At 72.3% G+C, this 26542-nt stretch carries 22 protein-coding genes; 19 read left to right on the top strand and 3 right to left on the bottom strand.

What is annotated here, in order from left to right:
* Positions 1–95: 95 nt before the first annotated feature.
* Positions 96–668: a PadR family transcriptional regulator gene (locus ACY34K_RS25505; protein WP_462751071.1), complete on the top strand. Its 573-nt coding sequence runs from the start codon at positions 96–98 to the stop codon at positions 666–668.
* Positions 669–730: 62 nt separating this feature from the next.
* Positions 731–2452 (top strand): acyl-CoA dehydrogenase family protein, encoded by a 1722-nt coding sequence (locus ACY34K_RS25500; RefSeq protein WP_462751070.1) that lies wholly within the window; start codon positions 731–733, stop codon positions 2450–2452.
* A gap of 275 nt (positions 2453–2727) precedes the next feature.
* On the opposite strand, the gene ACY34K_RS25495 is transcribed toward ACY34K_RS25500, so the two are convergent.
* Complete coding sequence (locus ACY34K_RS25495; RefSeq protein ID WP_462751069.1) at positions 2728–3081, bottom strand: hypothetical protein; 354 nt, start codon at positions 3079–3081, stop codon at positions 2728–2730.
* A gap of 279 nt (positions 3082–3360) precedes the next feature.
* Here ACY34K_RS25495 and ACY34K_RS25490 point away from each other — a divergent pair, with 279 nt between their 5' ends.
* Positions 3361–4815, top strand: coding sequence for a glyceraldehyde-3-phosphate dehydrogenase (locus tag ACY34K_RS25490; RefSeq protein WP_462751067.1), 1455 nt, complete (start codon positions 3361–3363; stop codon positions 4813–4815).
* An 84-nt stretch (positions 4816–4899) separates the two neighbouring features.
* Here the strand turns inward: ACY34K_RS25490 and ACY34K_RS25485 are convergent, their stop codons facing one another.
* Positions 4900–5856 (bottom strand): quinone oxidoreductase family protein, encoded by a 957-nt coding sequence (locus ACY34K_RS25485; protein WP_462751065.1) that lies wholly within the window; start codon positions 5854–5856, stop codon positions 4900–4902.
* Positions 5857–6311: 455 nt separating this feature from the next.
* Between ACY34K_RS25485 and ACY34K_RS25480 the strand changes: the two genes are divergently transcribed.
* The 6 genes from ACY34K_RS25480 to ACY34K_RS25455 all read left to right on the top strand — a co-directional run bounded on the left by ACY34K_RS25480 (position 6312) and on the right by ACY34K_RS25455 (position 15822).
* Positions 6312–8396, top strand: a complete 2085-nt coding sequence (locus ACY34K_RS25480; RefSeq protein WP_462751063.1) for an RICIN domain-containing protein — start codon at positions 6312–6314, stop codon at positions 8394–8396.
* Positions 8397–8473: 77 nt separating this feature from the next.
* On the top strand, positions 8474–9085 hold the full coding sequence (locus ACY34K_RS25475) for a hypothetical protein (RefSeq protein WP_462751061.1): 612 nt from the start codon (positions 8474–8476) through the stop codon (positions 9083–9085).
* Between the two features lie 209 nt (positions 9086–9294).
* Positions 9295–11955: a class III lanthionine synthetase LanKC gene (gene lanKC, locus ACY34K_RS25470; protein WP_462751059.1), complete on the top strand. Its 2661-nt coding sequence runs from the start codon at positions 9295–9297 to the stop codon at positions 11953–11955.
* 20 nt (positions 11956–11975) lie between these two features.
* A complete protein-coding gene (locus ACY34K_RS25465) occupies positions 11976–12089 on the top strand; it encodes a class III lanthipeptide (RefSeq protein WP_462751057.1) in 114 nt (37 codons plus the stop codon).
* A 77-nt stretch (positions 12090–12166) separates the two neighbouring features.
* The gene (locus ACY34K_RS25460) at positions 12167–13978 is read left to right on the top strand and encodes an ABC transporter ATP-binding protein (protein WP_462751055.1); all 1812 of its coding nucleotides are present in this window, start codon (positions 12167–12169) and stop codon (positions 13976–13978) included.
* Positions 13975–15822, top strand: coding sequence for an ATP-binding cassette domain-containing protein (locus ACY34K_RS25455; RefSeq protein WP_462751053.1), 1848 nt, complete (start codon positions 13975–13977; stop codon positions 15820–15822). The genes ACY34K_RS25460 and ACY34K_RS25455 overlap by 4 nt, the downstream gene beginning before the upstream one ends.
* Here ACY34K_RS25455 and ACY34K_RS25450 read toward each other — a convergent pair.
* Positions 15800–16405 (bottom strand): response regulator transcription factor, encoded by a 606-nt coding sequence (locus ACY34K_RS25450; protein WP_462751051.1) that lies wholly within the window; start codon positions 16403–16405, stop codon positions 15800–15802. The genes ACY34K_RS25455 and ACY34K_RS25450 overlap by 23 nt on opposite strands.
* A gap of 357 nt (positions 16406–16762) precedes the next feature.
* Here ACY34K_RS25450 and ACY34K_RS25445 point away from each other — a divergent pair, with 357 nt between their 5' ends.
* The 10 genes from ACY34K_RS25445 (at position 16763) to ACY34K_RS25400 (ending at position 26539) form a co-directional block, all read left to right on the top strand.
* Entirely contained in the window at positions 16763–18553 is a 1791-nt protein-coding gene (locus ACY34K_RS25445; RefSeq protein ID WP_462751049.1) for an enoyl-CoA hydratase-related protein, read from the top strand.
* Positions 18554–18603: 50 nt separating this feature from the next.
* Positions 18604–19692, top strand: coding sequence for an NADH-quinone oxidoreductase subunit B family protein (locus ACY34K_RS25440; RefSeq protein ID WP_462751047.1), 1089 nt, complete (start codon positions 18604–18606; stop codon positions 19690–19692).
* 67 nt (positions 19693–19759) lie between these two features.
* Positions 19760–21544, top strand: a complete 1785-nt coding sequence (locus ACY34K_RS25435) for a nickel-dependent hydrogenase large subunit (RefSeq protein WP_462751045.1) — start codon at positions 19760–19762, stop codon at positions 21542–21544.
* Complete coding sequence (locus ACY34K_RS25430) at positions 21541–22506, top strand: hypothetical protein (RefSeq protein ID WP_462751043.1); 966 nt, start codon at positions 21541–21543, stop codon at positions 22504–22506. Before ACY34K_RS25435 ends, ACY34K_RS25430 begins: the two co-directional genes overlap by 4 nt.
* Positions 22503–23174 carry a DUF5947 family protein gene (locus ACY34K_RS25425; RefSeq protein WP_462751041.1) on the top strand — a complete coding sequence of 224 codons (672 nt, stop codon included), beginning with the start codon at positions 22503–22505 and terminating at the stop codon, positions 23172–23174. Before ACY34K_RS25430 ends, ACY34K_RS25425 begins: the two co-directional genes overlap by 4 nt.
* On the top strand, positions 23171–23869 hold the full coding sequence (locus tag ACY34K_RS25420; protein ID WP_462751039.1) for a DUF6084 family protein: 699 nt from the start codon (positions 23171–23173) through the stop codon (positions 23867–23869). Before ACY34K_RS25425 ends, ACY34K_RS25420 begins: the two co-directional genes overlap by 4 nt.
* On the top strand, positions 23866–25305 hold the full coding sequence (locus ACY34K_RS25415) for a hypothetical protein (protein ID WP_462751037.1): 1440 nt from the start codon (positions 23866–23868) through the stop codon (positions 25303–25305). Before ACY34K_RS25420 ends, ACY34K_RS25415 begins: the two co-directional genes overlap by 4 nt.
* Complete coding sequence (locus ACY34K_RS25410) at positions 25302–25853, top strand: hydrogenase maturation protease (protein ID WP_462751035.1); 552 nt, start codon at positions 25302–25304, stop codon at positions 25851–25853. Before ACY34K_RS25415 ends, ACY34K_RS25410 begins: the two co-directional genes overlap by 4 nt.
* 10 nt (positions 25854–25863) lie before the next feature.
* Positions 25864–26004, top strand: coding sequence for a DUF6893 family small protein (locus ACY34K_RS25405; RefSeq protein WP_462751033.1), 141 nt, complete (start codon positions 25864–25866; stop codon positions 26002–26004).
* Between the two features lie 139 nt (positions 26005–26143).
* A complete protein-coding gene (locus ACY34K_RS25400) occupies positions 26144–26539 on the top strand; it encodes a hydrogenase maturation nickel metallochaperone HypA/HybF (protein WP_462751031.1) in 396 nt (131 codons plus the stop codon).
* Positions 26540–26542 lie beyond the last annotated feature (3 nt).

Genomic DNA, 26542 nt, shown 5'->3' with positions numbered 1-26542 from the left:
GACGGCCTTCCTCCTTCCGCGCGGTCCGGGTGAGCCGCGTCTCACCCCGGCCGTGCCGCTTGTCTATGCAACGAGTTGCATAGAAAGATCGGGGCATGGCGCTCGAGCACGCGATCCTCGTCTCCCTGCTGGAGAAGCCCGGCTCCGGCTATGAGCTGGCCCGGCGCTTCGAGCGGTCCATCGGATACTTCTGGACCGCCACCCACCAGCAGATCTACCGCGTCCTCAAGCGCATGGAGAGCGACGGCTGGATCGACGTCCGCGAGGTCCCGCAGCAGGGCCGCCCGGACAAGAAGGAGTACTCCGTCGCCTCCCTCGGCCGGGCCGCCCTCTCCCAGTGGCTGCACGAGCCGATCGAACCCGAGAGCGTCCGGCACGACCTCGCCGTGAAGATCCGCGGCGCGGCCTTCGACGACCCGGCCGCCCTCATCGGTGAAGTCGAACGGCACCACCAGGTGCACACCGACCGGCTCGCCCACTACCTCGCGGGCGAACGGCGCGACTTCACCGGACCGGAGGCCGCCGCCCGGTCCGCCGACCAGCCCGACGCCGCACGCGAGCTCCAGCACGCCGTGCTGCGCGGCGGCATCGCGTACGAACGCATGACGCTCGCCTGGCTCGACGACGTCCTCGCCACACTCCGCCGGCTCGGCTCCGAGCAGCACTGACCGTGCCGGCGACCCCTCACACCCTCCCGTACGAACCTCCCAAGCCGGAAAGGCGGACAACCATGGCCGACCCGCTGCTGTTCAACCCCCGCACCTACGACCCGGCGCACTTCGACCCCGAGACCCGCAGGCTGCTGCGCGCCACCGTCGACTGGTTCGAGGCCCGCGGCAAGCGCAGGCTGATCGAGGACTACCGGTCCCGCGCCTGGCTGGCGGACTTCCTCGACTTCTCCGCCAAGGAAGGGCTGTTCGCGACGTTCCTCACCCCGTCCTCCGCGGCCGACGGCAACGAGGACAAGCGGTGGGACACCGCCCGGATCGCCGCCCTGAACGAGATCTTCGGCTTCTACGGGCTCGACTACTGGTACGCCTGGCAGGTCACCGTCCTCGGGCTCGGCCCGGTGTGGCAGAGCGACAACGCCACGGTCCGCGCCCGCGCGGCGGAACTCCTCTCGCAGGGCGAGGTGTTCGCCTTCGGCCTGTCCGAGAAGACCCACGGCGCCGACATCTACTCCACCGACATGCTGCTGGAGCCCGACGGCAAGGGCGGCTTCCGGGCCACCGGTTCCAAGTACTACATCGGCAACGGCAACGCCGCCGGGCTGGTGTCCGTCTTCGGCCGCCGCACCGACGTCGAGGGTCCGGACGCCTATGTCTTCTTCGCCGCGGACAGCCGCCACTCCGCGTACCACCTGGTGAAGAACGTCGTGGACTCCTCGAAGTACGTGAGCGAGTTCCGCCTCGAGGACTACCCCGTCACCCCCGACGACATCCTGCACACGGGCCGCGCCGCCTTCGACGCCGCCCTCAACACCGTCAACGTCGGCAAGTTCAACCTCTGCACCGCCTCCATCGGCATATGCGAGCACGCGATGTACGAGGCCGTCACGCACGCGCGGGGCCGCATCCTCTACGGCCGCCCCGTCACGGCCTTCCCGCACGTGCGCCGTGAGCTGACCGACGCCTACGTCCGCCTCGTCGGAATGAAGCTGTTCAGCGACCGTGCCGTCGACTACTTCCGCTCCGCCGGCCCCGACGACCGCCGCTACCTGCTCTTCAACCCGATGACGAAGATGAAGGTGACCACGGAGGGCGAGAAGGTCATCGACCTCATGTGGGACGTGATCGCCGCCAAGGGCTTCGAGAAGGACAACTACTTCGCCCAGGCCGCCGTCGAGATCCGCGGACTGCCCAAGCTGGAGGGCACGGTCCACGTCAACCTGGCGCTGATCCTGAAGTTCATGCAGAACCACCTGCTGAACCCGGCGGACTACGAGCCCGTCCCGACCCGCCTCGACGCCGCCGACGACACGTTCCTCTTCCAGCAGGGACCGGCCCGCGGCCTCGGCTCCGTCCGCTTCCACGACTGGCGCACCGCCTACGACGCGTTCGCGCACGTCCCCAACGTGGACCGCTTCCGCGAACAGGCCGACGCCCTCTGCGAGTTCGTCACCACGGCCGCCCCCGACGAGGAGCAGAGCCGCGACCTGGACCTGCTCCTCGCTGTCGGCCAGCTCTTCGCGCTCGTCGTCCACGGTCAGCTGATCCTGGAGCAGGCTCGCCTGACGGGCCTCGACGAGGACGTCCTGGACGAGCTGTTCGCCGTCCTCGTGCGGGACTTCTCCGCGCACGCCGTCGAGCTCCACGGCAAGGACTCCGCCACGGAGCAGCAGCAGTTGTGGGCGCTGTCGGCGGTCCGCCGCCCGGTCGTCGACGAGGCCCGTTCGGCCCGCGTCTGGGAGCGCGTCGAAGCGCTGTCCGGGACGTACGAGATGGCGCCGTAACGCGGTGGCGTGACGAGAGGAGGGCGCCCCGACCGGCAGGACCGGTCCGGGCGCCCTCCGCGGAGCAGACGGGGCACCACGTCGACGATCGGCGCCGCCGCCGGACGGATCCAGTGGCGAGGCGCATGGCGAGTGCCCCGGATCCTCAAGGCCCCGGGGCCGCATGACGGCTCCGCGACGTGCGCCGTCGGACCGGGCGGCGGTGCGGACGACTTCGGCGCGGCCGGCGTGCCGCACGGCTTCGTCGGCCGCCCCCGCCGGCGCGGGCCGCGGAGTCAGCGGAACTCGTGCACGACCTGGATCTCTCCCACGATGTGGGCGTTGAACTCGTCGAGCTCCTCGGCCGGCACCCACAGTTCGAGGATCGTCCGTCCGCCCGCCTGCTGGACCGGGTAGCGGGTCAGGAACTCCGAGTCGACCTCGAACCGGGTGACGAAGCCCGCGCCGCTGTGCTTGACGTTCCAGTCCCTGGCGATCCTCACGGCGTAGTCCTCGTTGAGGACCGGGTAGAAGATCGGCTGCTCCGGCAACCGGGGCGGCCAGGCGCGCCAGTTGAGATCCCTGACCAGTTCCAGTTCCTCGGGGCCGGTGGGTCGCCACAGGGTCGTCGTCGCTCGCTGGCTGGTCACGGGAGTCGCTCTCCGGAAAACGGCAGCCGCCGGCGCGGCTGACCTGGGGCCCCGATGCTATCGGCGGCTGCCGTAGCGGCCGTCCCGCACCACCGGTACCGGGCGGCCGGAGGGCTCACCTCCTCCGGTCGGTCCTCCCCAAGGCGGCGCTGAATGCATACAAATCGGGACACTTAAGCCCCTGTCGGAGCCCCGGCGTGCGCCCCACCCGTACCGCTTGAATGATCAAAGTAGTGGCGGGTTAGCATATGAGCGCCGCCTAGCTCGAAAGATAAAACTGTGACTGTCAACGACGACTCGTTCACCAGTTGGAAAACCCGCGAGGAGATCGCGGAGTCGATGATCCCGATCATCGGGAAGCTGCACCGGGAGCGGGACGTGACCGTCCTGCTTCACAGCCGCTCCCTGGTGAACAAGTCGGTGGTCAGCATCCTCAAGACCCACCGATTCGCCCGGCAGATCGACGGCGAGGAGCTCTCGGTCACCGAGACGATGCCGTTCCTGCAGGCCCTCACCACCCTTGACCTGGGCCCCTCCCAGATCGACATCGGCATGCTCGCCGCGACGTTCAAGACGGACGACCGTGGTCTGTCCGTGGCCGAGTTCACCGCCGAGGCCGTCGCCGGCGCCACGGGTGCCAACAAGATCGAGCGCCGCGAGGGCCGCGACGTCGTCCTCTACGGCTTCGGCCGCATCGGCCGGCTCGTCGCCCGCCTGCTCATCGAGAAGTCCGGGTCGGGCAACGGCCTGCGGCTGCGCGCCATCGTGGTGCGCGGCGGAGGCGGCCGGGCCGCCGAAGACCTCGTCAAGCGCGCCTCCCTGCTGCGCCGCGACTCCATCCACGGCCAGTTCCAGGGCACGATCACGGTGGACGAGGAGTCCAGCACGATCTACGCCAACGGCAACGCGATCCGGGTGATCTACGCCAACGACCCCTCCGAGGTCGACTACACGGCGTACGGCATCAAGGACGCGATCCTCATCGACAACACGGGCAAGTGGCGGGACCGCGAGGGTCTCTCCCAGCACCTGCGCCCGGGCATCGACAAGGTCGTCCTGACCGCCCCGGGCAAGGGCGACGTCCCGAACATCGTCCACGGCGTCAACCACGACACGGTCAAGCCGGACGAGCGGATCCTGTCCTGCGCCTCCTGCACCACCAACGCGATCGTCCCGCCGCTGAAGGCGATGGACGACGAGTACGGCGTGCTGCGCGGCCACGTGGAGACCGTCCACTCGTTCACCAACGACCAGAACCTGCTGGACAACTACCACAAGGCCGACCGCCGCGGCCGTTCCGCGCCGCTCAACATGGTGATCACGGAGACGGGCGCCGCCTCCGCCGTCGCCAAGGCCCTGCCCGACCTCAAGGCGCCGATCACCGGCAGCTCGATCCGCGTCCCCGTCCCGGACGTCTCGATCGCCATCCTCAGCCTGCGCCTGGGCCGTGAGACCACCCGCGAGGAGGTGCTCGAGTACCTCCGCGACGTCTCGCTGAACTCGCCGCTGAAGCGCCAGATCGACTTCACCACGGCCCCGGACGCCGTCTCCATGGACTTCGTCGGCTCGCGCCACGCCTCCATCGTCGACGCGGGAGCCACCAAGGTCGACGGCGACAACGCGATCCTGTACCTGTGGTACGACAACGAGTTCGGCTACTCGTGCCAGGTCATCCGGGTCGTCCAGCACGTCTCCGGGGTGGAGTACCCGACGTACCCGGCCCCGGCGGTCTGATCAAGAGCGTCCTCACGGGGGCGTCCGGCGGGCACACTGCCCGCCGGACGCCCCCGGCGCATGTCCGGGGGCCGGGGACCGTCCTCAGCGGGTGGTGTCGAGGACCAGCTTGCCGACGGTCCGGCGGGCGCGCAGGTCCTCGTGCGCCCGTGCCGCGTCCGCCAGCGGGTAGACGCCGCCGACCTGCGGCGTGAGACGCCCGTCCTCGACCATCGCGAGCAGTTCGGCGAGCGGCTCGCGGTACATGCCGGGACGGCCGATGGCGTGCATCAGCCAGAAGCCGACGACCGCCCTGGAGCGGCTCATCAGCTGGGCGGCGTGCACGGGCTGCGGGGCCTGCCGGCTCGCCATGCCGTAGGTGACGAGCCGGCCGAACGGCGCGAGCGCGGCCAGGGACTCCTCGAAGACGCGACCGCCGGTCATCTCGAGGACGACATCGACCTTCCTGCCACCGTTGGCCTCGACCAGCCGTTCCTTGAGGCCGTCCGCGGCGCCGTCGACGGCGGCGTCCGCGCCCAGGGACAGCGCCAGTTCCCGCTTCTCCGGCGTGGACGCGGTGGCGATGACGCGGCCCACCCCGAACGCCTTCGCCAGCTGGACGGCGAGCGAGCCGGTGCCGCCCGCGGCGGCGTGGACGACCAGGGACTCCTCCGGGGAGACGCGCCCGGCGGTGCGCAACAGGTGCCAGGCGGTGAGGCCCTGCACGATCAGGGCCAGGGCCTGACCGTCGCCCACCGAATCGGGGAGGTCCACCGCCAAGTCCTCGTGGACGAGCACCTTTTCGGCGTAACCGCCGTAGTTGTCCGCGAGGGCGACGACCCTTCTGCCGTCCTGGGTGCGGCCGACGACCTCGCCGCCGGGAATCATCGGAAGCGTGGAACGGGACAGGTACGAGTCCTCGACCGCGTGCGTGTCCGCGTAGTTGATTCCCGCGGCCGAGACATCGATCAGCAGGCGGCCGGGCTCGGGCTGCGGGTCCGGTACCTCCACCAGTCGCAGGACTTCCGGCCCACCGAATTCGGTGACGTGGATCGCACGCACAGTCGCTCCTCACTTCCTGGGACGTCCCCGCGGGGTGCTCCGCGGGGCCCATGGCGTCACGCTTCCATCAGGCGCGCCACATTACCAACTGCTCAGTATGTGAACCCCGTCACACCTTGGCATCAGTCGCCCTTATGGATGTTCCAAGCATCGACTGTGCCCGGCGAACCATGCGTAATGGCCGGAATTCTTTGGAGTGATGGATTCCGTTGACAGGGAGTCAAATAGCCTGTGGCTCTATCTCGATCGGATAACAGAAGGGCTGAAAAGGGCTGGACCACTTCGCTGCTTTCGACACAACTTGCCTGGTGGGAGGGGCAATTGAATTGTCGTCAAATTGAACCACCAGGTAACGGAACGCACATATTCTTTGGGCCCCTCTATGTCTGAATTTTCCGGCCCCGCGTTCTGGCAGGCTTCCGCGCACCGTTCTCCGATCAAGGAAGAGGTGCCACTTGTCAGGGCGTCGAAGACTCAAGCCGCAACGCCGCAAGACCCCCCGGCTCATACTCGCCACGGCCGCCGTGGCGGCCATGGCGGTCGTGGGAGGCGTGGCGTACGAGGCCACTCGGCCGGCAGCCGGGACGGACCGCCCGCTGTCCCAGGCCCAGCCGGCCGGTACACCCGGCACGGCCCCCGAGCCGGCCGCCGAACCCACGCGGGACGAGGAGCCGGAGCCCCTCACCAGGAAGCCGAAGAGCGAGCCCGCACGCGGACTCGTGTACGAAGGCCTGACACCCGCGCCCGAGGGGGATCCGTGCGCCGGCGTCTACCGCACCACCGCCGGCCACTGCACGCACGGCCCGGACGCCCCGCCCAAGGGCGTCGACATCAAGAAGGACACGCCCCCCGCCGTCAAGGCGGCCGTCCCGGCCGAGGACCCGGCCGCGGCGGGCCGCGACCGGGCCGACGACGAGCCCTCCGGCACCGACGGCAAGCCCTCCGGCGCGGCGCTGCCCCGCACCGCCACGCCCGCGCTCGACGCCGCCGCGCCGAAGGCGGGCGGCCCACCGGCGGCCGGGGGTACCGGCGGCACCGGAAAGGCGCCCGCGAACGGCCCCGCCGGACAGACCGTCCAGTGCGACGGTGACGGGACCACGGGCAACCGCGTGCAGGTCGTCTACACGCACGCCCCCGGAAACGACCGGTACGCCACGTACCTGCCGTCCTTCCGCAAGTGGGCCGCCGACGCCGACCTGATCTTCTCCGCGAGCGCCAAGGACACCGGCGGCGTGCGGCACATCCGCTACGTCACCGGTCCCGACTGCGTACCGACGGTCCTCAACATCGAGCTGCCCGCCTCGGCCATGGCCGAGTTCAGCGCCATGAACAGGGCGCTCGCCGCGCGGGGCCTGGACCGCCGCGACCGCAAGTACATGATCTTCGCCGACACCCAGGTCTACTGCGGCATAGGCACCTTCGCCGGCGACGAACGGCCGGCGCAGAACAACCTCAGCAACTTCGGCCCCTCCTACGGGCGTACGGACACCGGCTGCTGGGGCGGTCACACCGCCGCCCACGAACTCGGTCACAACCTCGGTGCGGTGAACAACAGCGCCCCCAACACCAGCCGCGGCGCCCACTGCACCGACGAGTGGGACGTGATGTGCTACTCGGACAGCCCGTACTACCCGCGGATGCGCGTCGTCTGCCAGGACGGCGCCTACGAGAACCGGCTGGACTGCAACCACGACGACTACTTCCACACGAATCCCAGGCCCGGCAGTTATCTGGCCACCCACTGGAACATCGCGGACAACCAGTTCCTCATGAGGAACGGTGGCACCACGCAGCCCACCCCCAACCCCACCCCCACCCCGACCCCCACGGGCGGGCCGACGACCGGGCCGTCCACGGCGCCCGCGGTCACCATCGGACAGATCGCGCCCGACTCCGTCGTGGCCACCTGGAACGCCGTGGGCAACGCCGCCTGGTACCAGCTGTTCCTGGACGGCAAACCCATGGGCTGGGTGCAGACGAACAGCGTCCGGGTCTACAACCTGAAGCCCGGCACCCCCTACACCCTCGCCGTCTCCGTACGGGACAGGTCCGGACGTGACAGCGGCCCCGGCAAGGCGACGTCCTTCCGGACCGCCGGCAACGGCGGCGGCACCACCCCTCACACCCGCTATCTGCTCACCAACGGCCCCACCGGTACGGCCGCGGAGGTCTGGGGCGGCAGGACCGCCGACGGAACGGTCCTCGTCGGGTCGCAGCACAACGGCTACGCCCAGCAGCAGTGGTACGTCGACGACGCGGGCAACGGCTACAGCCGCATCCGCTCGGCCGCGTCGGGCAAGTGCCTGCAGACCGGCGGCACGGCCGGACCGGGCATGTGGGTGGCACAGCAGCCCTGCTCCAACGCCGCCGCCCAGCAGTGGAAGCTCACGCCCACCGGCAACGGCGTCATGATCACCGCCGGTACGAGCGGCTTCGCACTGGGCGTCAGCAACCGGCCGTACTACGGGTCCTGGCTGATCGAGCTGCAGCACGCGGTCTCCGGCCCGGCACAGATCTGGACGCTCCAGAAGTCCGCCTGACCCCTCGGGGGCCGACGGGCGGCACACCCCGCCCGTCGGCCCCCGACCCACCGACCTGTCCCCAACGGAGGACGACCGTGCACACCATGCGTTCGGCGGCCGCGACCACCGTGCTGACGGCGACCGCCCTGACGGTCCTCGGCACCGCCACCGCCCACGGCCACGGCGGCACCCTGGCCGTCGACATCACCGGCCACCGGCAGGGCCACGTGACCACCGTGGTCACTTGGGAGAACGACAAGGACTCCGTGGACGAGCGGGTCGCCGCCACCGTCAACGCCGTGAGCGCCGACGGCACCCGGACCGCCGGGCCGTGGCTGCTGGTGCGCGACCGCTCCGACCCCGAGCGCTTCACCACCGCCGAGGCGCTGCCTCCCGGCCGCTGGAAAGTCTCCGTGGAGGTGGGTCACCCGGCGCTCGGCCGGGACGAGGCGGACCTCACCGTGCCCGCCGCCCCGGCGCAACCGGCACCCACCGCCCCCGCCCCGGCGCAACCAGCCCCGGTTCCAACGAGACCCGCCCCGGCGAAGGCCGCCGCCGCGGCGCCTGCCACGAACCGGGCCCTGGCCTCCGCGGCCGGGACCACCACGGTCATGCCCGTGGTCATGTCGGCCGCCGCCGCGGGCGTCCTGCTGGCCGGAGCCGCCGCCTTCCTCGCCCTGCGCCGCAGGCGGCGCGGCCGGGGCTGAGACGGGCGGGTGCCCGTCATGCCCCGACTGTGAGATTTTCACGCCCATCGCATGACAGGCGGAGGTGTTCCCGGACGGGCAACTCTGCGATCGTCACAGGTAGGAGGTGCCCCAGCAGAACCCGGAACGGCCCTTTCCTCCGCATCCGTTCCGAGTGCGTGACGACCCCGGTTCAGCGGCTCACCATGCCCTGGGACGGGAGGTACTCAGTGGACAAGCGTTACGAGGCCTATTGCCTCATCGACGCCTTCTTCTACGACACGCCGGGCCGCGCCCACGGCGGCGACACCGCCTTTCCCCAGGCCCGATGTCCGGCTCCGGACGGCTGGAAGCGCGCCGAACTCGACGACTGGGTCGTCCTGCGCCCCGACGACGAGAAGCTCCCCCTCCAGGGCTGGAAGATCCATGTGTCGGCGAGTCTCGACAGCGCCGGGAAGATCCTCGACGACGTCTGGGACTACTGCGTCCCGCGACGGATCGCCTTCAAGTTCCTTCCTGGCAAGGACGTACTGCTGCTCGCCAACGCCAAGTACGCCCACCGGGGTTCGAGCGGCAAGTTCGTGACGATCTATCCGGCGGACGAGAACGCTCTGGAACAGGTGCTCGACGAGCTGGGCACCGCACTCGACGGGCGGCCCGGGCCCTACATCCTCAGTGACCTCCGCTGGGGCGAGGGCCCGCTGTACGTCCGCTACGGCGCCTTCGGCGAGCGGTACTGCGTCTCCCCGGACGGAGAGGTCGAGCTCGCGATCGAGAACGGCGAGGGCAGGCTCGTGCCCGACGTCCGGGCGCCGACCTTCCGGGTGCCCGACTGGGTGGAGCTGCCCGCCTTCCTCGCCCCCCACCTGGCCGCGCGTGGCGGCGCCACCCTCGCCGACCTGCCCTACCGCTTCGAAAAGGCCCTGCACTTCTCCAACGGCGGGGGCATCTACGCCGGAGAGGACCTGCGCACCGGGCAACGCGTGGTCCTCAAGGAGGCCCGCCCCCACGCGGGGCTGACCGCCGACGGCAGGGACGCGGTCGCGAGGCTCCACCGGGAGAGGGAGACACTCGACCGGCTGCGCGGCCTCGACTGCGTACCTGCTCCGCACGATCACTTCGTGGTGGGGGAGCACCACTTCCTCGCCGAGGAGTTCGTCGAAGGCACGGCGCTGAACGACCTCTTCGTCGATCGCTACCCCCTCGTCCTGCCGGACGCCGACGAGGAGACGACGGCCGGCTACACGGCCTGGGCCGTGGACGTGTACGAGCGCGTGGAGCGGGCCGTGTCCGCCGTCCACGAGCGGGGCGTGGTCATCGGCGACCTGCAGCCCTCGAACGTCATCGTCCGCCCCGACGGCCGTGTCGTGCTGATCGACTTCGAGGGCGCGACGGACATGGCGGAGGGACAGCGCCAGCTGCTCGGCGCCCAGGGCTTCACCGCCCCGCGGGAGCGCCGTGGTTTCGCCGTCGACGACTACGCCCTCGCTTGTCTGCGGCTCTCCCTCTTCATGCCGCTGACCGGACTTCTGACACTGGACCCGGGAAAGGCCCGGCAGCTCGCCCGCGAAGCAGCGCGGACGTTCCCGCTCCCGCCCGCGTACTTCGAGCCCGCGGTGCGGACCGTCACGGCCGACGGCACGCACCCGGGCGGCGCCGGAACACCGGTGGCGACAGCCCCGGAACCGCGGCTGCGCCCGGACCGCGACGGCTGGTCCGAGGCCCGGGACTCGATCGCCGCCGGCATCCTCGCGGCGGCCACGCCGGAGCGCGAGGACCGGCTCTTCCCCGGCGACATCGAGCAGTTCGACACCCCCGGGGGCGGCCTCGGCCTGGCGTACGGCGCCGCCGGAGTGCTGTACGCACTCGACGTCACCGGCGCGGGGCGCGCTCCCGCTCACGAGGAGTGGCTGATCCGGCGGTCCCTGCGCCCCGAGCCGGGTACCCGGCTGGGCCTCTACGACGGCCTCCACGGCGTCGCGTACGTGCTCGACCACCTCGGGCACCGACAGGAGGCGCTGAAGGTCCTCGACCAGTGCGCGGGGGAGCACCGCTGGCAGGAGCTCGGCCTCGACCTGAAGGGCGGGCTGTCGGGCATCGGCCTGAATCTCCTGCACTTCGCGTCGGCCACCGGAGACCCCGCCCTCCACGAGGCGGCCGTGAAAGCGGTCGACGCCGTGGCGTCCCGGCTCGGGCCGGTCGACGCCGTGCCCGAGATCAGCGGCGGCCGGCACCCGTACGCCGGCCTGCTGCGCGGCTCCGCGGGCCCCGCTCTGCTCCTGCTGCGGTGGTACGAGCGCACGGGCGAACCGGAGCTGCTGGACCTCGCCGCGACCGCCGTCCGGCAGGACCTGCGCCGGTGCCTCGTGCGCGACGAGGGAGACATGGGGGTCAACGAGGGCTGGCGGACGATGCCGTACCTCGCCGACGGCAGCGTCGGTATCGGCCTCGTCGTCGACGACTACCTCGCGCACCGCGACGACGACGGGTTCAGGGCCGCCGCGGCCGCGATCCGCCGGGCCGCCGAAGGCCGGTTCTACGTGGAATCCGGACTCTTCGACGGGCTGGCCGGGATGATCCTGCACCTCAGCCGCCCGCACCCGGCCGGCACGGCGGCGGTCCGGGACCCCGTCGTCGCCGACCAGATCCGCCGCCTGGCCCGGTACGCGGTGGTGCACCGCGGCCACCTCGCCTTCCCCGGCGAGGAGTTGCTGCGGCTCTCCACCGACCTGGCCACCGGCAGCGCCGGAGTGCTCCTGGCGCTCGGTGCCGCACTGCACGACTCGCCCGTTCATCTGCCGTTCCTCGCCGCGCCGCGGGCCGCCGCCACGGCCCGCCCGGCGCCGCCGGAACGGACCCCGAGCGATTCCCTCCCCGTCCCCACGGAGTAACAGAACGGAGGTGAAACACCATGACGATCCTCGACCTTCAGGGCATGGAGCCGGACACCGCAGCCGCGCCCCGTCGGAGCGGCGCCAGCAAGAACTGTGGTGGTGCCAGCGGCCTGAGCCTGTTGCTCTGCTGAATCCCATCGGGGCGGGGACGCCCGGGCGCGTTCCCGCCCCCCCTTCTGCCCCGCGACGGCCCTCCCGGGAGGCACGCATGGACCGACGCGCCGCGGACCGGCTGCTGTTGACGGCAGCGCGGCGGGGCGGGCCCTGGGTGGCCTTCATGGTGGCCACGTCACTGATGCTCGCCGGGGTCTACACGGTGCTGCCCACCCTCGTCGGGCGCACCGTCGACGCCGTCCTCGACGACGGCGACACCACGCTGTGGCTGTCCCTGAGCATCGCGGCGATCGTCGTCCTGATGGTCTGCGACACGCTCGACGACCTCGTGGCCAAGCTGGCCGAGGCGCGGTCCGTGGCATGGGTCCGCCACACTCTCCTGCGGCACGTACTGGGTCTCGGCACCCGCGCCACGCGCCGCTTCACGCCCGGCGACCTGGTGAGCCGACTGGTGGGCAACTCCGCGCGGACCGGGCAGGTGGCGTCGACCCTGGTCTGGGCCGTGATGGACCTGGTGCCCCCGCTCGGCGCGATCGTCGCCCTGGCGCTCATCGACCCCTGGCTGTGCCTCACCTTCCTGGTGGGACTGCCCGTCGTCCTGCTCCTGGTCCGCACCTTCGTCCGTGACGCGTCCGCGGCCAACGAGCGCTACTACGACGCGCAGGGCCGGCTGGCCACCCGTCTCGTCGACGCCCTGGCCGGTATCCGGACCATCACCGCGGCCGGGACCGTGGACCGCGAAGTGCGCCGTGTGCTGGGTCCACTGCCGGAGCTGCGCCGGCACGGCTCGGGGATGTGGCGGGCCCTCGCGCGGGTCTCCTCGCGAGAGGCGCTGGTCGTCCCCCTGCTGGAGGTCGCCGTGCTGGCGGTCGCCGGTCTCGCGCTCGCCCAGGGCCGGATCAGCCCCGGACAGGTCCTGGCGGCGGGCGAGTACGTGGTGCTCGCCACCGGCATCAGCTCCCTGGTGGCGTCGGCGAGCCGGCTCGCGCTGGCGCGGGCGACGGCGGGCCGTGTCGCCGAGGTGCTCGCGCAGCCCCCGGTCCATTACGGCGACGAGAAGCTTCCCGACGGGCCCGGCCGGCTGGAGTTCCGGGGCGTCACCGTGCGGGCCGCCGGCGGCGGGACCGTGCTGGAGAACCTGTCCATGACGGTCCCGGGAGGCGCCCTGGTGGCGGTCGTCGGCCGCTCCGGATCCGGCAAGTCGCTGCTCGCCGCCCTGGCCGGGCGCCTCCTCGACCCCGACGAGGGCGAAGTGCTGCTGGACGGCGTGCCGCTGTCCCGCCTGGACCGCCGCGACCTGCGCGTGTCCGTGGCCTACGGCTTCGAGCGCCCCGTCCTGCTCGGCGACACCTTCGCCGACGCGATCGCCTTCGGGCCGCGGCGCAGGAGCCCGGACGAGGTGTCACGCCAGGCCGTGGCGGCACGGGCCGACGCGTTCATCCGCCGCATGCCCCAGGGGTACGGCACCCGGCTCGCCGACGCCCCGCTCTCCGGCGGCGAGGCCCAGCGCGTCGGACTGGCACGGGCATTCGCCCAGGCCGGACGGCTGCTGATACTGGACGATGTCGCCGCGAGCCTCGACACGGTGACCGAACACCACATCAGCCGGGTCCTCACCGGTGGCGGCGCACTGGCGGGCCGCACCCGACTGGTGGTGACCCACAGGGCCTCCACCGCCGCCCGGGCGGATGCCGTGATCTGGCTCGACGGAGGGCGCGTACGGGGGCGGGGGACCCACCGCGAGCTGTGGTCGCGGCCGGCGTACCGCGCCGCGTTCCAGCCGCCCGCGCACGCGGGGAGCGGGAAGCCCGGCGAGACCGGCCGCTCCGGTTCGCCCCGCGGATCCGGGACGAGCGGCACGGGGCCCGCCGAGGAGGCCGCCGCGGCGGCCGGGAGACCGGTGTGACCGGGCGGGCCGGCGGACTGCTGCGATCCTCACTGCGCAGGCGGCGAGGGGAGTTCGTCCGGTTCGCCGGCTGGTCGCTGCTCCAGGCCCTGCCCGCCTTCTTCTCCGGCTGGGCGGTCGCCCGCGCCGTCGACGACGGCTTCCTGGCCGGCCGTGTCGGGGAGGGCTTCGCCTGGCTCGGGGTGCTGGCGGGCGCGATCGTGATCGGCGCCTGGGCGACCCACCACACCACGCTCGGACTGGCGGCCCTGGTCGAACCGCTCCGGGACGAGCTGGTCACGCTCGTGACCTCGGGCGCGCTGCACGAGTCCGCCGGACTCGGCCGTCCGGCGGACACGGCGGGCGTCGCACGCCTCACCGAACACGTCGAGATCGCCCGTGAGGCGTACGGCGCGGTCCTCATGTTCGTCCAGGGCTTCGTGGTCACATCGGCGGGCGTACTGCTGGGGCTGGCCACCCTCGACCCGGTACTGCTGCTGCTCGTGCTGCCGCCGCTGCTCCTCGGGCTCGGGCTGTTCGCCGGGTCGCTGCGGGCGATGGCCGTGCGCCAGCGCGCCGTGGTACTGGCCGACGAGCGCATGGCCGAGAGCGTGGGTGCGCTGACCGGCGGCCTGCGTGACGTGGTGGCCTGCGGCGCCGAGGACGTCGTACGGGAGCGGACGGGTCACCGGATCGACACGACCGCGCGGGCGACCCGGGCCCTGGCCCGTACGACCGCCCTGCGGACGGCCGCCCTGGGCATCGGCGGCTGGCTGCCGCTCGTACTGATCCTGGCCGGAGCACCATGGCTGGTGCGGGGCGGAGTGACGGCGGGAGCGGTGCTCGGTGCGGTGACGTACGTGTCGCAGGGCCTCCAGCCGGCGCTGCGGGGGCTCGTCCAGGGAGTGGGCGGGAGCGGCCTGTGGCTGCTGGTCGCCCTCGGCCGGATCGCCGAGGCCGCCGGTTCCGCCGCGACGGCCCGTCTCTCCGGTCCGAAAGACTTCCCGGCCGCGGACGACTCTTCCGCGGCGGGCGACTCCACGGAGGCGGGCGGGGGCGCGGAGGCGGGCGGGGGCGCGGAGGCCGGAGAGACCTCCCCCCGTGGTGGGCGCACGGCCACGGCCGGGGCGCCGCACGGCTCGCAGGTGGAGCTGCACGGCGTCACCTTCGGCTACGCCGGGTCGGACGAGCCGGTGATCAGCGGGCTCGACCTCGTCCTGCGGCCGGACGAGCACCTGGCCGTCGTGGGACCGAGCGGGGCGGGGAAATCCACGTTCGCCGCGCTCGTGGCCGGGATGCTCGAACCGACTGCCGGCCGGATCCTGCTGGACGGCGTACCGGCCCGGAGCCTCGGCACCCGCGGGCTCGCCCGCCACCGCGTGATGATCCCGCAGGAGGCGTACGTGTTCGCGGGCACACTGGCCGACAACCTCACCTATCTGGAGCCCGGCGCCACGACCGCGGCGGTGGACGCCGCGGTCGACGCCGTCGGCGCCCGGTCGCTGGTCGAACGGCTGGGCGGTTACGACGCACTCGTCGACCGGCAGGAGCTGTCGGCCGGCGAACGCCAGCTCGTGGCCCTCGTCCGGGCCTACCTCCCGCCCGCGGGACTGACCCTGCTCGACGAGGCGACCTGCCACCTCGACCCGGAGGCCGAGGCCGGCGCCGAGGACGCGTTCGCGCGTCGCCCGGGCACCCTCGTCGTGTGTGCCCACCGGATCAGTTCGGCGCTGCGCGCCGACCGCGTCCTGGTGCTGGACGGCGCCCGTGCCGGACTCGGCACGCACGAGGAGCTGATGGCCGGATCCGCGCTCTACCGCGACCTGGTGGGGCACTGGGAGGTCACAGCCAGCCCGACTCCCTAGCGATCCGGATCGCGTCGATCCGGTTCCGGGCCCCGATCTTGCGCGTGATCGCCGACAGGTGGTTGCGGACGGTTCCCACGGACAGTGACAGCCGATCGGCGATCTCGGTACCCGGGGTTCCGTCGGCGGCGAGCCGCAGCACCTCCCGCTCACGCGGCGTCAGCGGGTTCTCCACGGCGTCGAGCACCAGCAGCGCCAGCTCCGGATCGATGTAGCGCTGACCGCCGACCACCTTGCGGATGCCCTCGATCAGCCGGTCCGACGGCGCGTCCTTCCCGATGAGCCCGGGCGGGCGCAGCGCCAGCACCCTGCGCAGCCGCTCCAGCGTCGGTGTCCCGGCCACCAGCAGCGTCCGGCACTCGGGGAGCCGCTCGCACAGTTCGCCGGCCGTGGCGAGCGCCCGGTCCTGCCGGGAGTCCACATCGATGACGACGACATCGGGCCGGTAGGACAGGGCACGGGCGAGGACGTGGCCGTCTCCCGCCGCCTCCGCGACCACCTCGATGTCGTCCTCGCGTGTCAGGAGGGCGGCGAGCGCCCCGCGCAGAAGCCCGTTCTCCTCGACGAGAAGGACACGGATCACTGGCGCTCCCTGGTGTCGGACGCGGTCGGACCTGCCTCACAGGGCAGTATCCCCGGTTATGTCCGCACATGATGGCATTCGAGTCGGTCGGGCACCCGGGAGGACCGGGGAATCCGCCGGCCCGGGGCCGCCCGCCGTCAGGCGGCGACCGGGCCGTCGCATCCGGCACCGCGCGATGCTCGCGGCACGCCGGTGAACGCCCCCGGGCACGCGGACGGAACCGCCGACTGGCCGTGACGGTGCGCCCTCACGGGTGACCGAGCGGCCCGGCGCGGGCCGCGGCGCCATGCCCAGGGCCGACCATCCGAGACGTCCGGGGCGTTCCCCGGGCGTGTACCGTCGGCCCCCGGAGCTGCCGTGCGCATCCTGCTCGTCGCGAGTGCCTTCAACAGCCTCACCCAGCGCGTCCACGCCGAACTGAGGGACCGCGGCCACACGGTCGCGGTACAGCTCGCCCTGGGCGACGACTCGTTGCGGGAGGCGGTCCGTCACCACGAACCCGAACTCGTCGTGGCACCCATGCTCAAGGTGGCCATCCCCGAGGACGTGTGGTCGGCCGTCCCGTGCTTCGTCGTCCACCCCGGTCCGCCCGGAGACCGGGGTCCGTCGTCGCTCGACTGGGCACTCCACGAGAAGGCCGCCCGGTGGGGGGTGACGGTCCTCCAGGCCGACGGAGAGATGGACGCCGGTGCGGTGTGGGCCTCGGCCGACTGCGACGTACCGCCGGTGGGCAAGAGCGACCTGTACCGCAACGAGATCTCCGACGCCGCGATGACGGCGCTGCTGACCGCGGTCGCACGCTTCGCGTCCGGCACGTACACCCCGCGCTCCCAGACCACCGGCCGCGCCGCGGAGAGCCGCCGGTCCCGGCCGTACTTCCGCCAGGCGTTCCGGCGCATCCGCTGGGACCGGGACACCACCGACCGGGTCGTCACCAGCCTGCGCGCCGCCGACTCCCAGCCGGGCGTCCTGGACGAGCTCCTCGGCGGCGAGTGGTACCTCCACGGCGGCCACCCCGAACCCACCCTGCGCGGCAGGCCGGGTGAACTGCTGGCCACACGCGCGGGAGCGGTCTGCCGCGCCACGGTCGACGGTGCCGTCTGGATCCCCGAACTCAGGCCCCGGCGCACGAAGGGCGGACCGCCCACGTACAAGCTGCCCGCCGTCCTGGCACTCGCGGGCCGGCTCCCGGCCCTGCCCGAGCAGCCGGAGCCGCCGGACGGCGACGCGAACTCCTGGTCCGACATCCGCTACCGGGAGGAGGGACCGGTCGGCTTCCTCCGCTTCTCCTTCCCCGGCGGGGCGATGAGCACCACACAGTGCCGCCGTCTGCTCGCCGCCTACCGCAGGGCGTGCTCCCGGCCCACCTCGGTGCTCGTCCTGGGCGGCGGCCGCGACTTCTTCTCCAACGGCATCCACCTGGGCGTGATCGAGGCGGCCTGCAGTCCCGCCGAGGAGTCCTGGGCGAACATCCACGCCATCGACGACCTCGTGGAGGCCGTCCTCACGACCACCGACCGCCTCGTGGTCTCGGCCCTCGGCGGCAACGCCGCGGCGGGCGGGGTCATGCTCGCGCTCGCCGCCGACGAGGTGTGGTGCAGGACCGGTGCCGTGCTCAATCCGCACTACCGGCTCATGGGCCTGTACGGGTCCGAGTACTGGACGTACTCGCTGCCCCGCAGGGTCGGTGCCGCCGCGGCGCAGCGGCTGATGAGCGACGCGCTGCCGGTCAGCGCACGCACCGGGCAGCGCCTGGGGCTGGTGGACCGGCTCCTCGACAGCACCCCGCAGGAGTTCACCGCCGAGGTCGCGCGCCTCGCGGGCAGGCTCGCCGCCTCGCCCGCGACCCAGGGGCGGATCAGCGCCAAGAAGGCCGAACGGGACCGCCAGGAGGCCATCAAGCCCCTGTCCGTCCACCGTGCCGAGGAACTGGCGCGCATGCGTGCCACGTTCTTCGATCCGGAAGCGCCCTACCACGCGCTGCGCCGCGCCTTCGTCCACAAGCAGCGCCCCCTGTGCACGCCGCCCCATGCGGCGGCCGCGGTACCCCCGGTCCGGACGCACGCCGAGGCCCCCTCGGATCCCGGCGTCACCCCGATGGCCGTCCATCAGGTCTCACCGGAGCCGTCCCACTGCTACGAAGAGTAGTGAAGGCGACATTTCGCCTGCCCCATCGCCGCTCGCCAGGAGGCACCTCCATGGATGCAGCAACGCCGACAGCCGACGACCGTGTGGACACATCCGGTGCCACCGACGGGGAGTCGCCCACGATCCACATCCTCTGGATCAACGCGGGACTGAGTTGCGACGGCGACTCGGTGGCCCTCACCGCGGCGATGCAGCCGAGCATCGAGCAGATCGCGCTCGGCGTGCTGCCCGGCCTGCCCAAGATCGCCGTGCACTGGCCGCTGATCGACTTCGAGTGCGGGCCCGTGGGCGGGTCCGACACGTTCATCGAGTGGTTCTTCAAGGGTGAACGGGGCGAGATCGACCCGTTCGTGCTGGTGATCGAGGGCTCGGTGCCCAACGAGTCGATCAAGCAGGAGGGGTACTGGTGCGGATTCGGCGACAACCCGGAGACCGGCCAGCCCATCACCACCAGTGAGTGGATCGACCGGCTGGCGCCGAAGGCGCTCGCCGTGGTGGCCATCGGAACGTGCGCCACCTACGGCGGCATCCACGCGATGGCCGGCAACCCCACCGGCGCGATGGGCGTCCCCGACTACCTCGGCTGGGACTGGAAGTCGAAGGCCGGCATTCCCATCGTGTGCGTACCGGGCTGCCCCATCCAGCCCGACAACTTCGCGGAGACCCTGACCTACCTGCTCTACCAGGCGGCCGGCTCCGCGCCCATGATCCCCCTGGACGACAAGCTGCGGCCGGCCTGGCTGTTCGGCGCCACGGTGCACGAGGGGTGCGACCGGGCCGGCTACTACGAGCAGGGCCAGTTCGCCTACACGTACGACTCGCCCAAGTGCCTGGTGAAGATCGGCTGCTGGGGCCCCGTCGTCAAGTGCAACGTACCGAAACGCGGCTGGATGAACGGCATCGGAGGCTGCCCCAACGTCGGCGGCATCTGCATCGCCTGCACCATGCCCGGTTTCCCCGACAAGTTCATGCCGTTCATGGACGAACCGCCGGGCGCCAAGGTGTCCAGCACCACCAGCAGGACCTACGGAGCCGTCGTCCGCAGACTGCGCACGATCACCGCCCGCACGGTGGACAAGGAGCCCAAGTGGCGCCACACCGGCGAGAAGATCACCACCGGCTACCGGCCCCCGTGGTGAACGGCCCCGCTCCCGACACCCGCACCCATTCCCGCTCGAAGACCTGAAGAAGGGCACGGCGACACAGATGGCACCGACGACCAAGGCGGCCGGAGACGGCAGCGGTCTCGTGGAAATGGCCTGGGACCCGATCACCCGGATCGTGGGAAGCCTCGGCATCCACACGAAGATCGACTTCAAGCAGAAGCGGGTCGCGGAGTGCTACAGCACATCCTCCGTCTTCCGTGGCTACAGCGTCTTCATGAAGGGCAAGGACCCCCGGGACGCACACTTCATCACCAGCCGCATCTGCGGCATCTGCGGCGACAACCACGCCACCTGCTCGGTGTACACGCAGAACATGGCGTACGGCGTGAAGCCGCCGCACCTCGGCGAGTGGATCATCAACCTCGGCGAGTCCGCCGAGTACATGTTCGACCACAACATCTTCCAGGAGAACCTCGTCGGGGTCGACTACTGCGAGAAGATGGTCCGCGAGACCAACCCCGGCGTCCTCGAACTCGCCGAGCGGACCGAGGCACCGCACGCCGCCGACCACGGCTACCGCACCATCGCCGACATCATGCGCTCGCTGAACCCCCTGGAAGGCGAGTTCTACCGGGAAGCGCTCCAGGTCAGCCGCTACACCCGGGAGATGTTCTGCCTGATGGAGGGCCGCCATGTGCACCCCTCCACGCTCTACCCGGGCGGTGTCGGCACCATCGCCTCCGTACAGCTCTTCACGGACTACATGAGCCGCCTCATGCGCTACGTGGAGTTCATGAAGCGCGTCGTGCCACTGCACGACGACCTGTTCGACTTCTTCTACGAGGCCCTGCCCGGCTACGAGGAGGTCGGCCGGCGGCGGGTGCTGCTCGGCTGCTGGGGCGCGCTCAACGACCCCGAGTACTGCGACTTCACCTACGCCAACATGACGGACTGGGGACGCAAGATGTTCGTCACCCCCGGTGTCGTCGTGGACGGCAAGCTCGTCACCAACGACCTCACCGAGATCAACCTCGGCATCCGCATCCTGCTGGGCAGCTCGTACTACGAGGACTGGGAGGGCCAGGAGCAGTTCGTCACCCACGACCCGCTCGGCAACCCCGTCGACCCCCGCCACCCGTGGAACCAGCACACCATCCCGGCGCCCCAGAAACGGAACTTCGACGACAAGTACAGCTGGGTGATGTCCCCGCGCTGGTACGACGGCAAGGACTACCTCCCGCTGGACACCGGCGGCGGCCCCATCGCACGCCTGTGGTCCACCGCCCTGTCCGGGCTCGTCGACATCGGCTACGTCAAGGCCACCGGCCACAGCGTCGTCATCAACCTCCCGCGCACCATGACCAAGCCCGAGACCACCTTCGAGTGGAAGATCCCGCAGTGGAGCAACGCACTGGAGCGCAACCGGGCGCGCACCTACTTCCAGGCGTACGCGGCAGCCGTCGCCCTGCACTGCGCGGAGATGGGCCTCGCCGAAGTGCGTGCCGGACGCACCCAGACCTGGGAGAAGTTCGAGGTGCCGGACGAGTCCATCGGCGTCGGCTTCACCGAGGCCGTCCGCGGCGTCCTCTCGCACCACATGGTGATCCGCGACGGCAAGATCGCCAACTACCACCCGTACCCGCCGACGCCCTGGAACGCCAGCACCCGGGACACCTACGGCACCCCCGGCCCCTACGAGGACGCGGTCCAGAACACCCCGATCTTCGAGGAGAACCCGCCCGAGAACTTCAAGGGCATCGACATCATGCGCGCCGTCCGCAGCTTCGACCCCTGCCTGCCGTGCGGCGTCCACATGTACGTCGGAAAGGGGAAGACCGTGCAGACGATGCACGTGCCCACCGGCCTGAGCGGGCTCGCCGGATGACCGCCCCGGCACCCGCACCGGACCGCACCGAGGTGCGCCCGGCCGACGCGGAGGCGGCGGGACGGCGCGTGGAGGAGATCCTCGACCGTCTCGCCGCCTCCGGCGACCCGCGGGCCGCAGAGGCGGCCGAGGAACTGGTGAGGGTCCTCATGGACTTCTACGGCGCCGGCCTCGCCCGGATCGTCACGCTCCTCGACGGGTCCGGCGGTCTGCCGGCGGCGCTGCTCGGGGACGAACTCGTCGCGAGCCTGCTGGTCCTGCACGACCTCCACCCCGAGGACGGCACCGCCCGGATCGCCCGGGCCCTCGCGGCCCTCCCCGGGGAGCCCCCCGAGGTCCTGGCGTTCGACCCGGCGACCGGCGCCCTGCGCCTGCGCCCCGCCGCGGGCGACGGCGGGGGAGCGGGCTGCGGCTGCGGCGGCGCCACCGCCCCGGACCGGCAGACGGCCGAGGGCCTCCTCGCCTGTTTCGCCCCGGAGGTCACCTCCGTGGAATGGGAGCGCACGGAGAGCCCCCGGGAACCGGTCCTGCTCCAGATCGGCACCACGCCGACGACCGGCAGGGACAGGGCAGGCGCCCCCGGGCCGGACGCGGGCGTGCCCGGCACGTCCGCGTGCCGGGGCGCGACGGCAAGCGGTGGGCCTGCGCCGGGCGCGACCGTGCACGGCCCGCCTGCGACCGGTGCGCCCATGACGGGCACGTCCGCGAGCGGCGCCCCTGCCCGGGGCGCGTCGGTGAACGGCGCGTCGGCCGGGGCCGCGCCTGCCGGTGGTGCGACTGCCGGCGGGGCGTCCGCCGGGGGAGCCGCCGACGGTGCCTCTGGCGGTGGCGCGCCGGCCGGGAGAGCCGCCCGGCGCGGTACGACCGCCGGTCCGAGTGCGCCCGGGAGCGGCGCCCACGCGCCGGAGAGCGCCGTCCCCGGCGGCTCCGGGTCGGCGCCGGCACCGGCGACGGCCCCGTGACCGCCTCCCCGGCGCGGCAGCGGGACGCCGCCGCGCCACCGCCCCGCTCCTCCGGGCTGCGCAGGTTCCTGGCGCCCCGGCCGCCCGAGCCCGAACGGTGCGAACTGTGCGCCGTCGCCGTCCCCGCCGACCACCGCCACCTGGTCGACACCGAACGCCGCACGCTCAGTTGCGCGTGCACGCCCTGCGCGCTGCTCTTCGAACGGCCCGGCGCGGCCGGCGGCCGCTACCGCGCCCTGCCGGAGCGCATCCTCGCCGACCCCGACCACCGCTTCGACGACGCCACCTGGGAGCGGCTCCAGATCCCGGTGTCGGTCGCCTTCTTCTTCCGCAACGCGGCCCTCGACCGTCTGGTCGCGCTCTACCCGAGTCCGGCCGGTGCGACCGAGAGCGAACTCGACCCGGCCGTCTGGCAGGACGCCGTCGCAGGCGCCACCCGCCTCGCCGCGGTGCTGCGGCCGGACACGGAAGCGCTGCTGCTGCGCCGCACGGCGGGCCGCACCACCTGTCACCTCGTGCCCGTCGACCTCTGCTACGCGCTGGTCGGCCGTATGCGGCTGCTGTGGCAGGGCTTCGACGGCGGCGCGGAGGCACGTGCCGAACTGGAGTCGTTCTTCGCCGGCCTCGACGAACGCGCCCGGCCGCCCCAGGAACAGGACCTGCCATGACCGAGCTGTCGTTCGTCTGCACCGGCGTGCGCGCCGACCCGTACGCCGCGGGGCCCACCCTGGTGTTCCGGCTGCGTATCACCGCGGCCGGCGACGCCCGTGTCCACGCCCTCGTGCTCCAGTGCCAGATCAGGATCGAGCCCGCGGGACGCGGCTACGACACCGCCGAGGCACGCGGTCTGACGGACCTGTTCGGTGAGCGCTCCCGCTGGGGCAGCACGCTCCATCCCCTCCAGTTCGCCCAGGTGCCCCTCATGGTCCCGGCCTTCACCGGCGAGACGGAGGCCGACCTGGTCGTGCCCTGCACCTACGACACGGACATCGCCGCCACCCGTTACTTCAGTGCCCTGGAGAGCGGTGAGGTGCCGCTTCTGCTGCTCTTCTCCGGCACCGCGTTCACCGGCGCGGGCGGATTCCGTGTGGAACCGGTCCCGTGGGACCGGGAAGCCGCCTTCCGTATGCCGGTGGCCACCTGGCGGGACATGCTCGACCAGCACTTCCCCGGATGCGGCTGGATCCGGCTCGACCGCGACACGATGGCGGCGCTCCTGGAGTACCGCTCCCGCCACGCCCTCGCGTCCTGGGAGGCCACGCTCACCGCCCTGCTGGCGGATTCCGCCGGCCACGAGCCCCCACGGCCGCGCCGCCTGCCGCGCACGGCAACGCCGTACGCGGCCGAAAGGACCGCGCCATGACGACGACCGCCTTCCCGCCGGCGACCGAATCACGGTTCGCCCACGCCCGGCAGGTCGCCGACGCCGTCCTCTTCGAGGGATACGTGCTCTACCCGTACCGGGCCTCCGCGGCCAAGAACCGGCTGCGCTGGCAGTTCGGGGTTCTCGTCCCGCCCGCCTGGGGCGCGGAGCACGACGAGCACGAATTCCAGCACACGGAGTGCCTGATCGAGCCCAAGGGCGACCCGTCGCTCTCCGTCGAACTGCGCTTCCTGCGGGCCCGCAGACGGACCGTGGAGCGCCTCACCGACGACGGATCGTACGAGGACGTGCCCGAACTGCGCCTGGAGGACCGCGTCCTCGTGCCGTGGGACGAGGGCGTGGCGGAACGTGTCGAAGTGGTCGCCACCGTCGGCGAGCTGACCGGCGAGGGCGTGACCGTCCCCTTCGCCCGTCCCGCCGACGACGACACCGAACCCGTCCTCGACGCCGCCGGCCACCCGGTCGGCCGTCTCCTGCGCCGTGGTGAAGCCCTGGAGGGCCGGCTACGGCTCACCGCGGTGGAACTGCCCGGCCCCTACCGGGTCCTGCGGCTCACCGCCGTGGTGGAGAACACCAGCACCTGGACCCCGGACGCGGCGGCCCCCGCCGCCCGCGACGCCGCCCTCGCGCGGTCCCTCGTCGGAGCACACCTGCTGATGCACCTGGGTGCCGGGGCCTTCCTGTCCATGACCGACCCGCCCGAATGGGCCGCGCCCGCGGTCGCCCGCTGCCGCAACCTCCACACCTGGCCCGTGCTCGCCGGCGAGCCCGGACGCACCGACCTGCTGCTCTCCGCGCCGATCATCCTGGACGACCACCCGGCCATCGCCCCGGAGAGCCCCGGAGCGCTGTACGACGCCACGGAGATCGACGAGATCCTCGCCCTGCGCACCGCCGCCCTCACCGACGAGGAGAAGCGCGAGGCGCGGGGGACCGACGAACGGGCCGCCGCCGTCATCGACCTGGCCGACTCCCTGCCCGCCGAAGTGCTCGAACGCCTGCACGGCGCGGTGCGTTCGCTCCGCGAGGTCACCGCCCCCGGGCCCGTACCCGCCGGCACCGGCGGACCGCAGCCGCCGCCCGGCGAACGGGACGTGCGGCCCCCCGACACACCCTGGTGGGACCCCGCCGCCGACGCGGGATTCGACCCCTCGACCGACCGGGTGGCGGTCGGCGAGCGGTGGATCGGCGCGGGCTCCCGCGTCACCCTGCGGCCCGGACTGCGACGCACCGACGCCCAGGACCTCTTCCTCAAAGGCCGCCGGGCCACCGTCGAAGCCGTGCTCCACGACGTCGACGGCCAGGTGCACCTGGCGGTCACCGTCGACGGCGACCCGGGTGCCGACATCCGCCGGGAACAGGGCCGCTTCCTGTACTTCCAGCCCGACGAGGTCACCCCCCTGGAGGACGCGTGAACCCCTCCGCGGCCGACCGCCCCCGCACCCTCGTCGCCGGTGTGGGCAACGTCCTGCTCGGCGACGACGGCTTCGGCGTCGAGACCGTCCGCGCCCTCGCGGCGGAAGGACCTCCCCCGCACGTCGAGGTCGCCGACATCGGAGTGCGCGGCATCCACCTGGCGTACCGGCTGCTCGACGGTTACGACACGTGCGTCCTCGTCGACGCGACCGCACGCGGTGGTACGCCCGGGACGGTGTACCTGATCGAACCCGAGGCCCAGGACGAGCCTGTCGAGCCCGAGCAGGCGCTGCTCGACGGCCACCGGATGTCGCCCGACGCGGTCCTGACCCTGCTGCGGGGCCTGAGCGAGGGCACCGGCACGGCTCCGCCCCGGCGGATCGTCGTCGTGGGCTGCGAGCCCGAGGACGTCGGCGAGGGCATCGGACTCAGCCCACGGGTCGCCGCCGCGGTGCCGCGGGCCGTGCAGCTCATCAACGACCTCCTGCGGGAGCAACAGCCCTCGGGGCCCCTGACGGACACGGTCGCAGACCGGGCCGGGACATGAGGAGAAACGCATGACGAAGCACAAGCGCGCCAAGACCAACGAGCGTGTGCAGAAGAACGTCATCGGCGGCGCGGCCGCCATGGGCATCGCCGCCCTCGTCTGGCAGACCCTGCCCGACGTCCGGCGCTACCTGCGCATCCGCCGCATGTGACGCCGGGGCGGCACGGCACGGGCACCGGCACTGCACCGAACGGGGCAACCTGGACCCGCCCCACCGGCGAGCCCTTCGCCCACCCGCCCGCCCCGGCCTCTAATGAAGGCCGAGCCGAGCGTCGGCGGGACGGAGGCCCATGCACGAGATGTCCATCGCGCTGGCCGTCGTCGACCAGGTGGAACAGGCGGCCGGCCGGGCCGGCGGCGTCCGCGCGGTCCAGCGGGTCCGGCTGCTCGTCGGTGAACTGGCGGGCGTGGTCCCCGACGCCCTGTCCTTCTGCTTCGACCTGGCCTGCGCCGGCACCCTCCTGGAGGGCGCCGAACTGGTCGTGGACCCTGTCCCCGGCCGCGCCCGCTGCGAACCGTGCGCCCATGAGTGGCCCGTCGGGATGCCGCCCGATCTGAGCTGCCCGCGCTGCGCGGGGGCGACCTCCGCACTCGTGGCGGGCCGGGAACTCCGGATCGGCGAAGTCCACTGGGAGGACGACCCCTCCCGCGCTCACGCCCGTGAACCCGTACCCGAGGAGCGCTGAACC

Source organism: Streptomyces sp. STAM6 (assembly GCF_054963715.1).
The sequence above is the reverse complement of the archived record's forward strand: the minus strand, read 5'-3'. Positions and strand labels throughout refer to the sequence as shown.

Bases quoted from the DNA above. Each gene is read 5' to 3' on its own strand.
- ACY34K_RS25400 (WP_462751031.1), top strand. From the start codon at position 26,144: ATGCACGAGATGTCCATCGCGCTGGCCGTCGTCGACCAGGTGGAACAG.
- ACY34K_RS25435 (WP_462751045.1), top strand. From the start codon at position 19,760: ATGGCACCGACGACCAAGGCGGCCGGAGACGGCAGCGGTCTCGTGGAA.
- ACY34K_RS25505 (WP_462751071.1), top strand. From the start codon at position 96: ATGGCGCTCGAGCACGCGATCCTCGTCTCCCTGCTGGAGAAGCCCGGC.
- ACY34K_RS25465 (WP_462751057.1), top strand. From the start codon at position 11,976: ATGACGATCCTCGACCTTCAGGGCATGGAGCCGGACACCGCAGCCGCG.
- ACY34K_RS25430 (WP_462751043.1), top strand. From the start codon at position 21,541: ATGACCGCCCCGGCACCCGCACCGGACCGCACCGAGGTGCGCCCGGCC.
- ACY34K_RS25460 (WP_462751055.1), top strand. From the start codon at position 12,167: ATGGACCGACGCGCCGCGGACCGGCTGCTGTTGACGGCAGCGCGGCGG.
- ACY34K_RS25420 (WP_462751039.1), top strand. From the start codon at position 23,171: ATGACCGAGCTGTCGTTCGTCTGCACCGGCGTGCGCGCCGACCCGTAC.
- ACY34K_RS25440 (WP_462751047.1), top strand. From the start codon at position 18,604: ATGGATGCAGCAACGCCGACAGCCGACGACCGTGTGGACACATCCGGT.
- ACY34K_RS25500 (WP_462751070.1), top strand. From the start codon at position 731: ATGGCCGACCCGCTGCTGTTCAACCCCCGCACCTACGACCCGGCGCAC.
- ACY34K_RS25415 (WP_462751037.1), top strand. From the start codon at position 23,866: ATGACGACGACCGCCTTCCCGCCGGCGACCGAATCACGGTTCGCCCAC.
- ACY34K_RS25405 (WP_462751033.1), top strand. From the start codon at position 25,864: ATGACGAAGCACAAGCGCGCCAAGACCAACGAGCGTGTGCAGAAGAAC.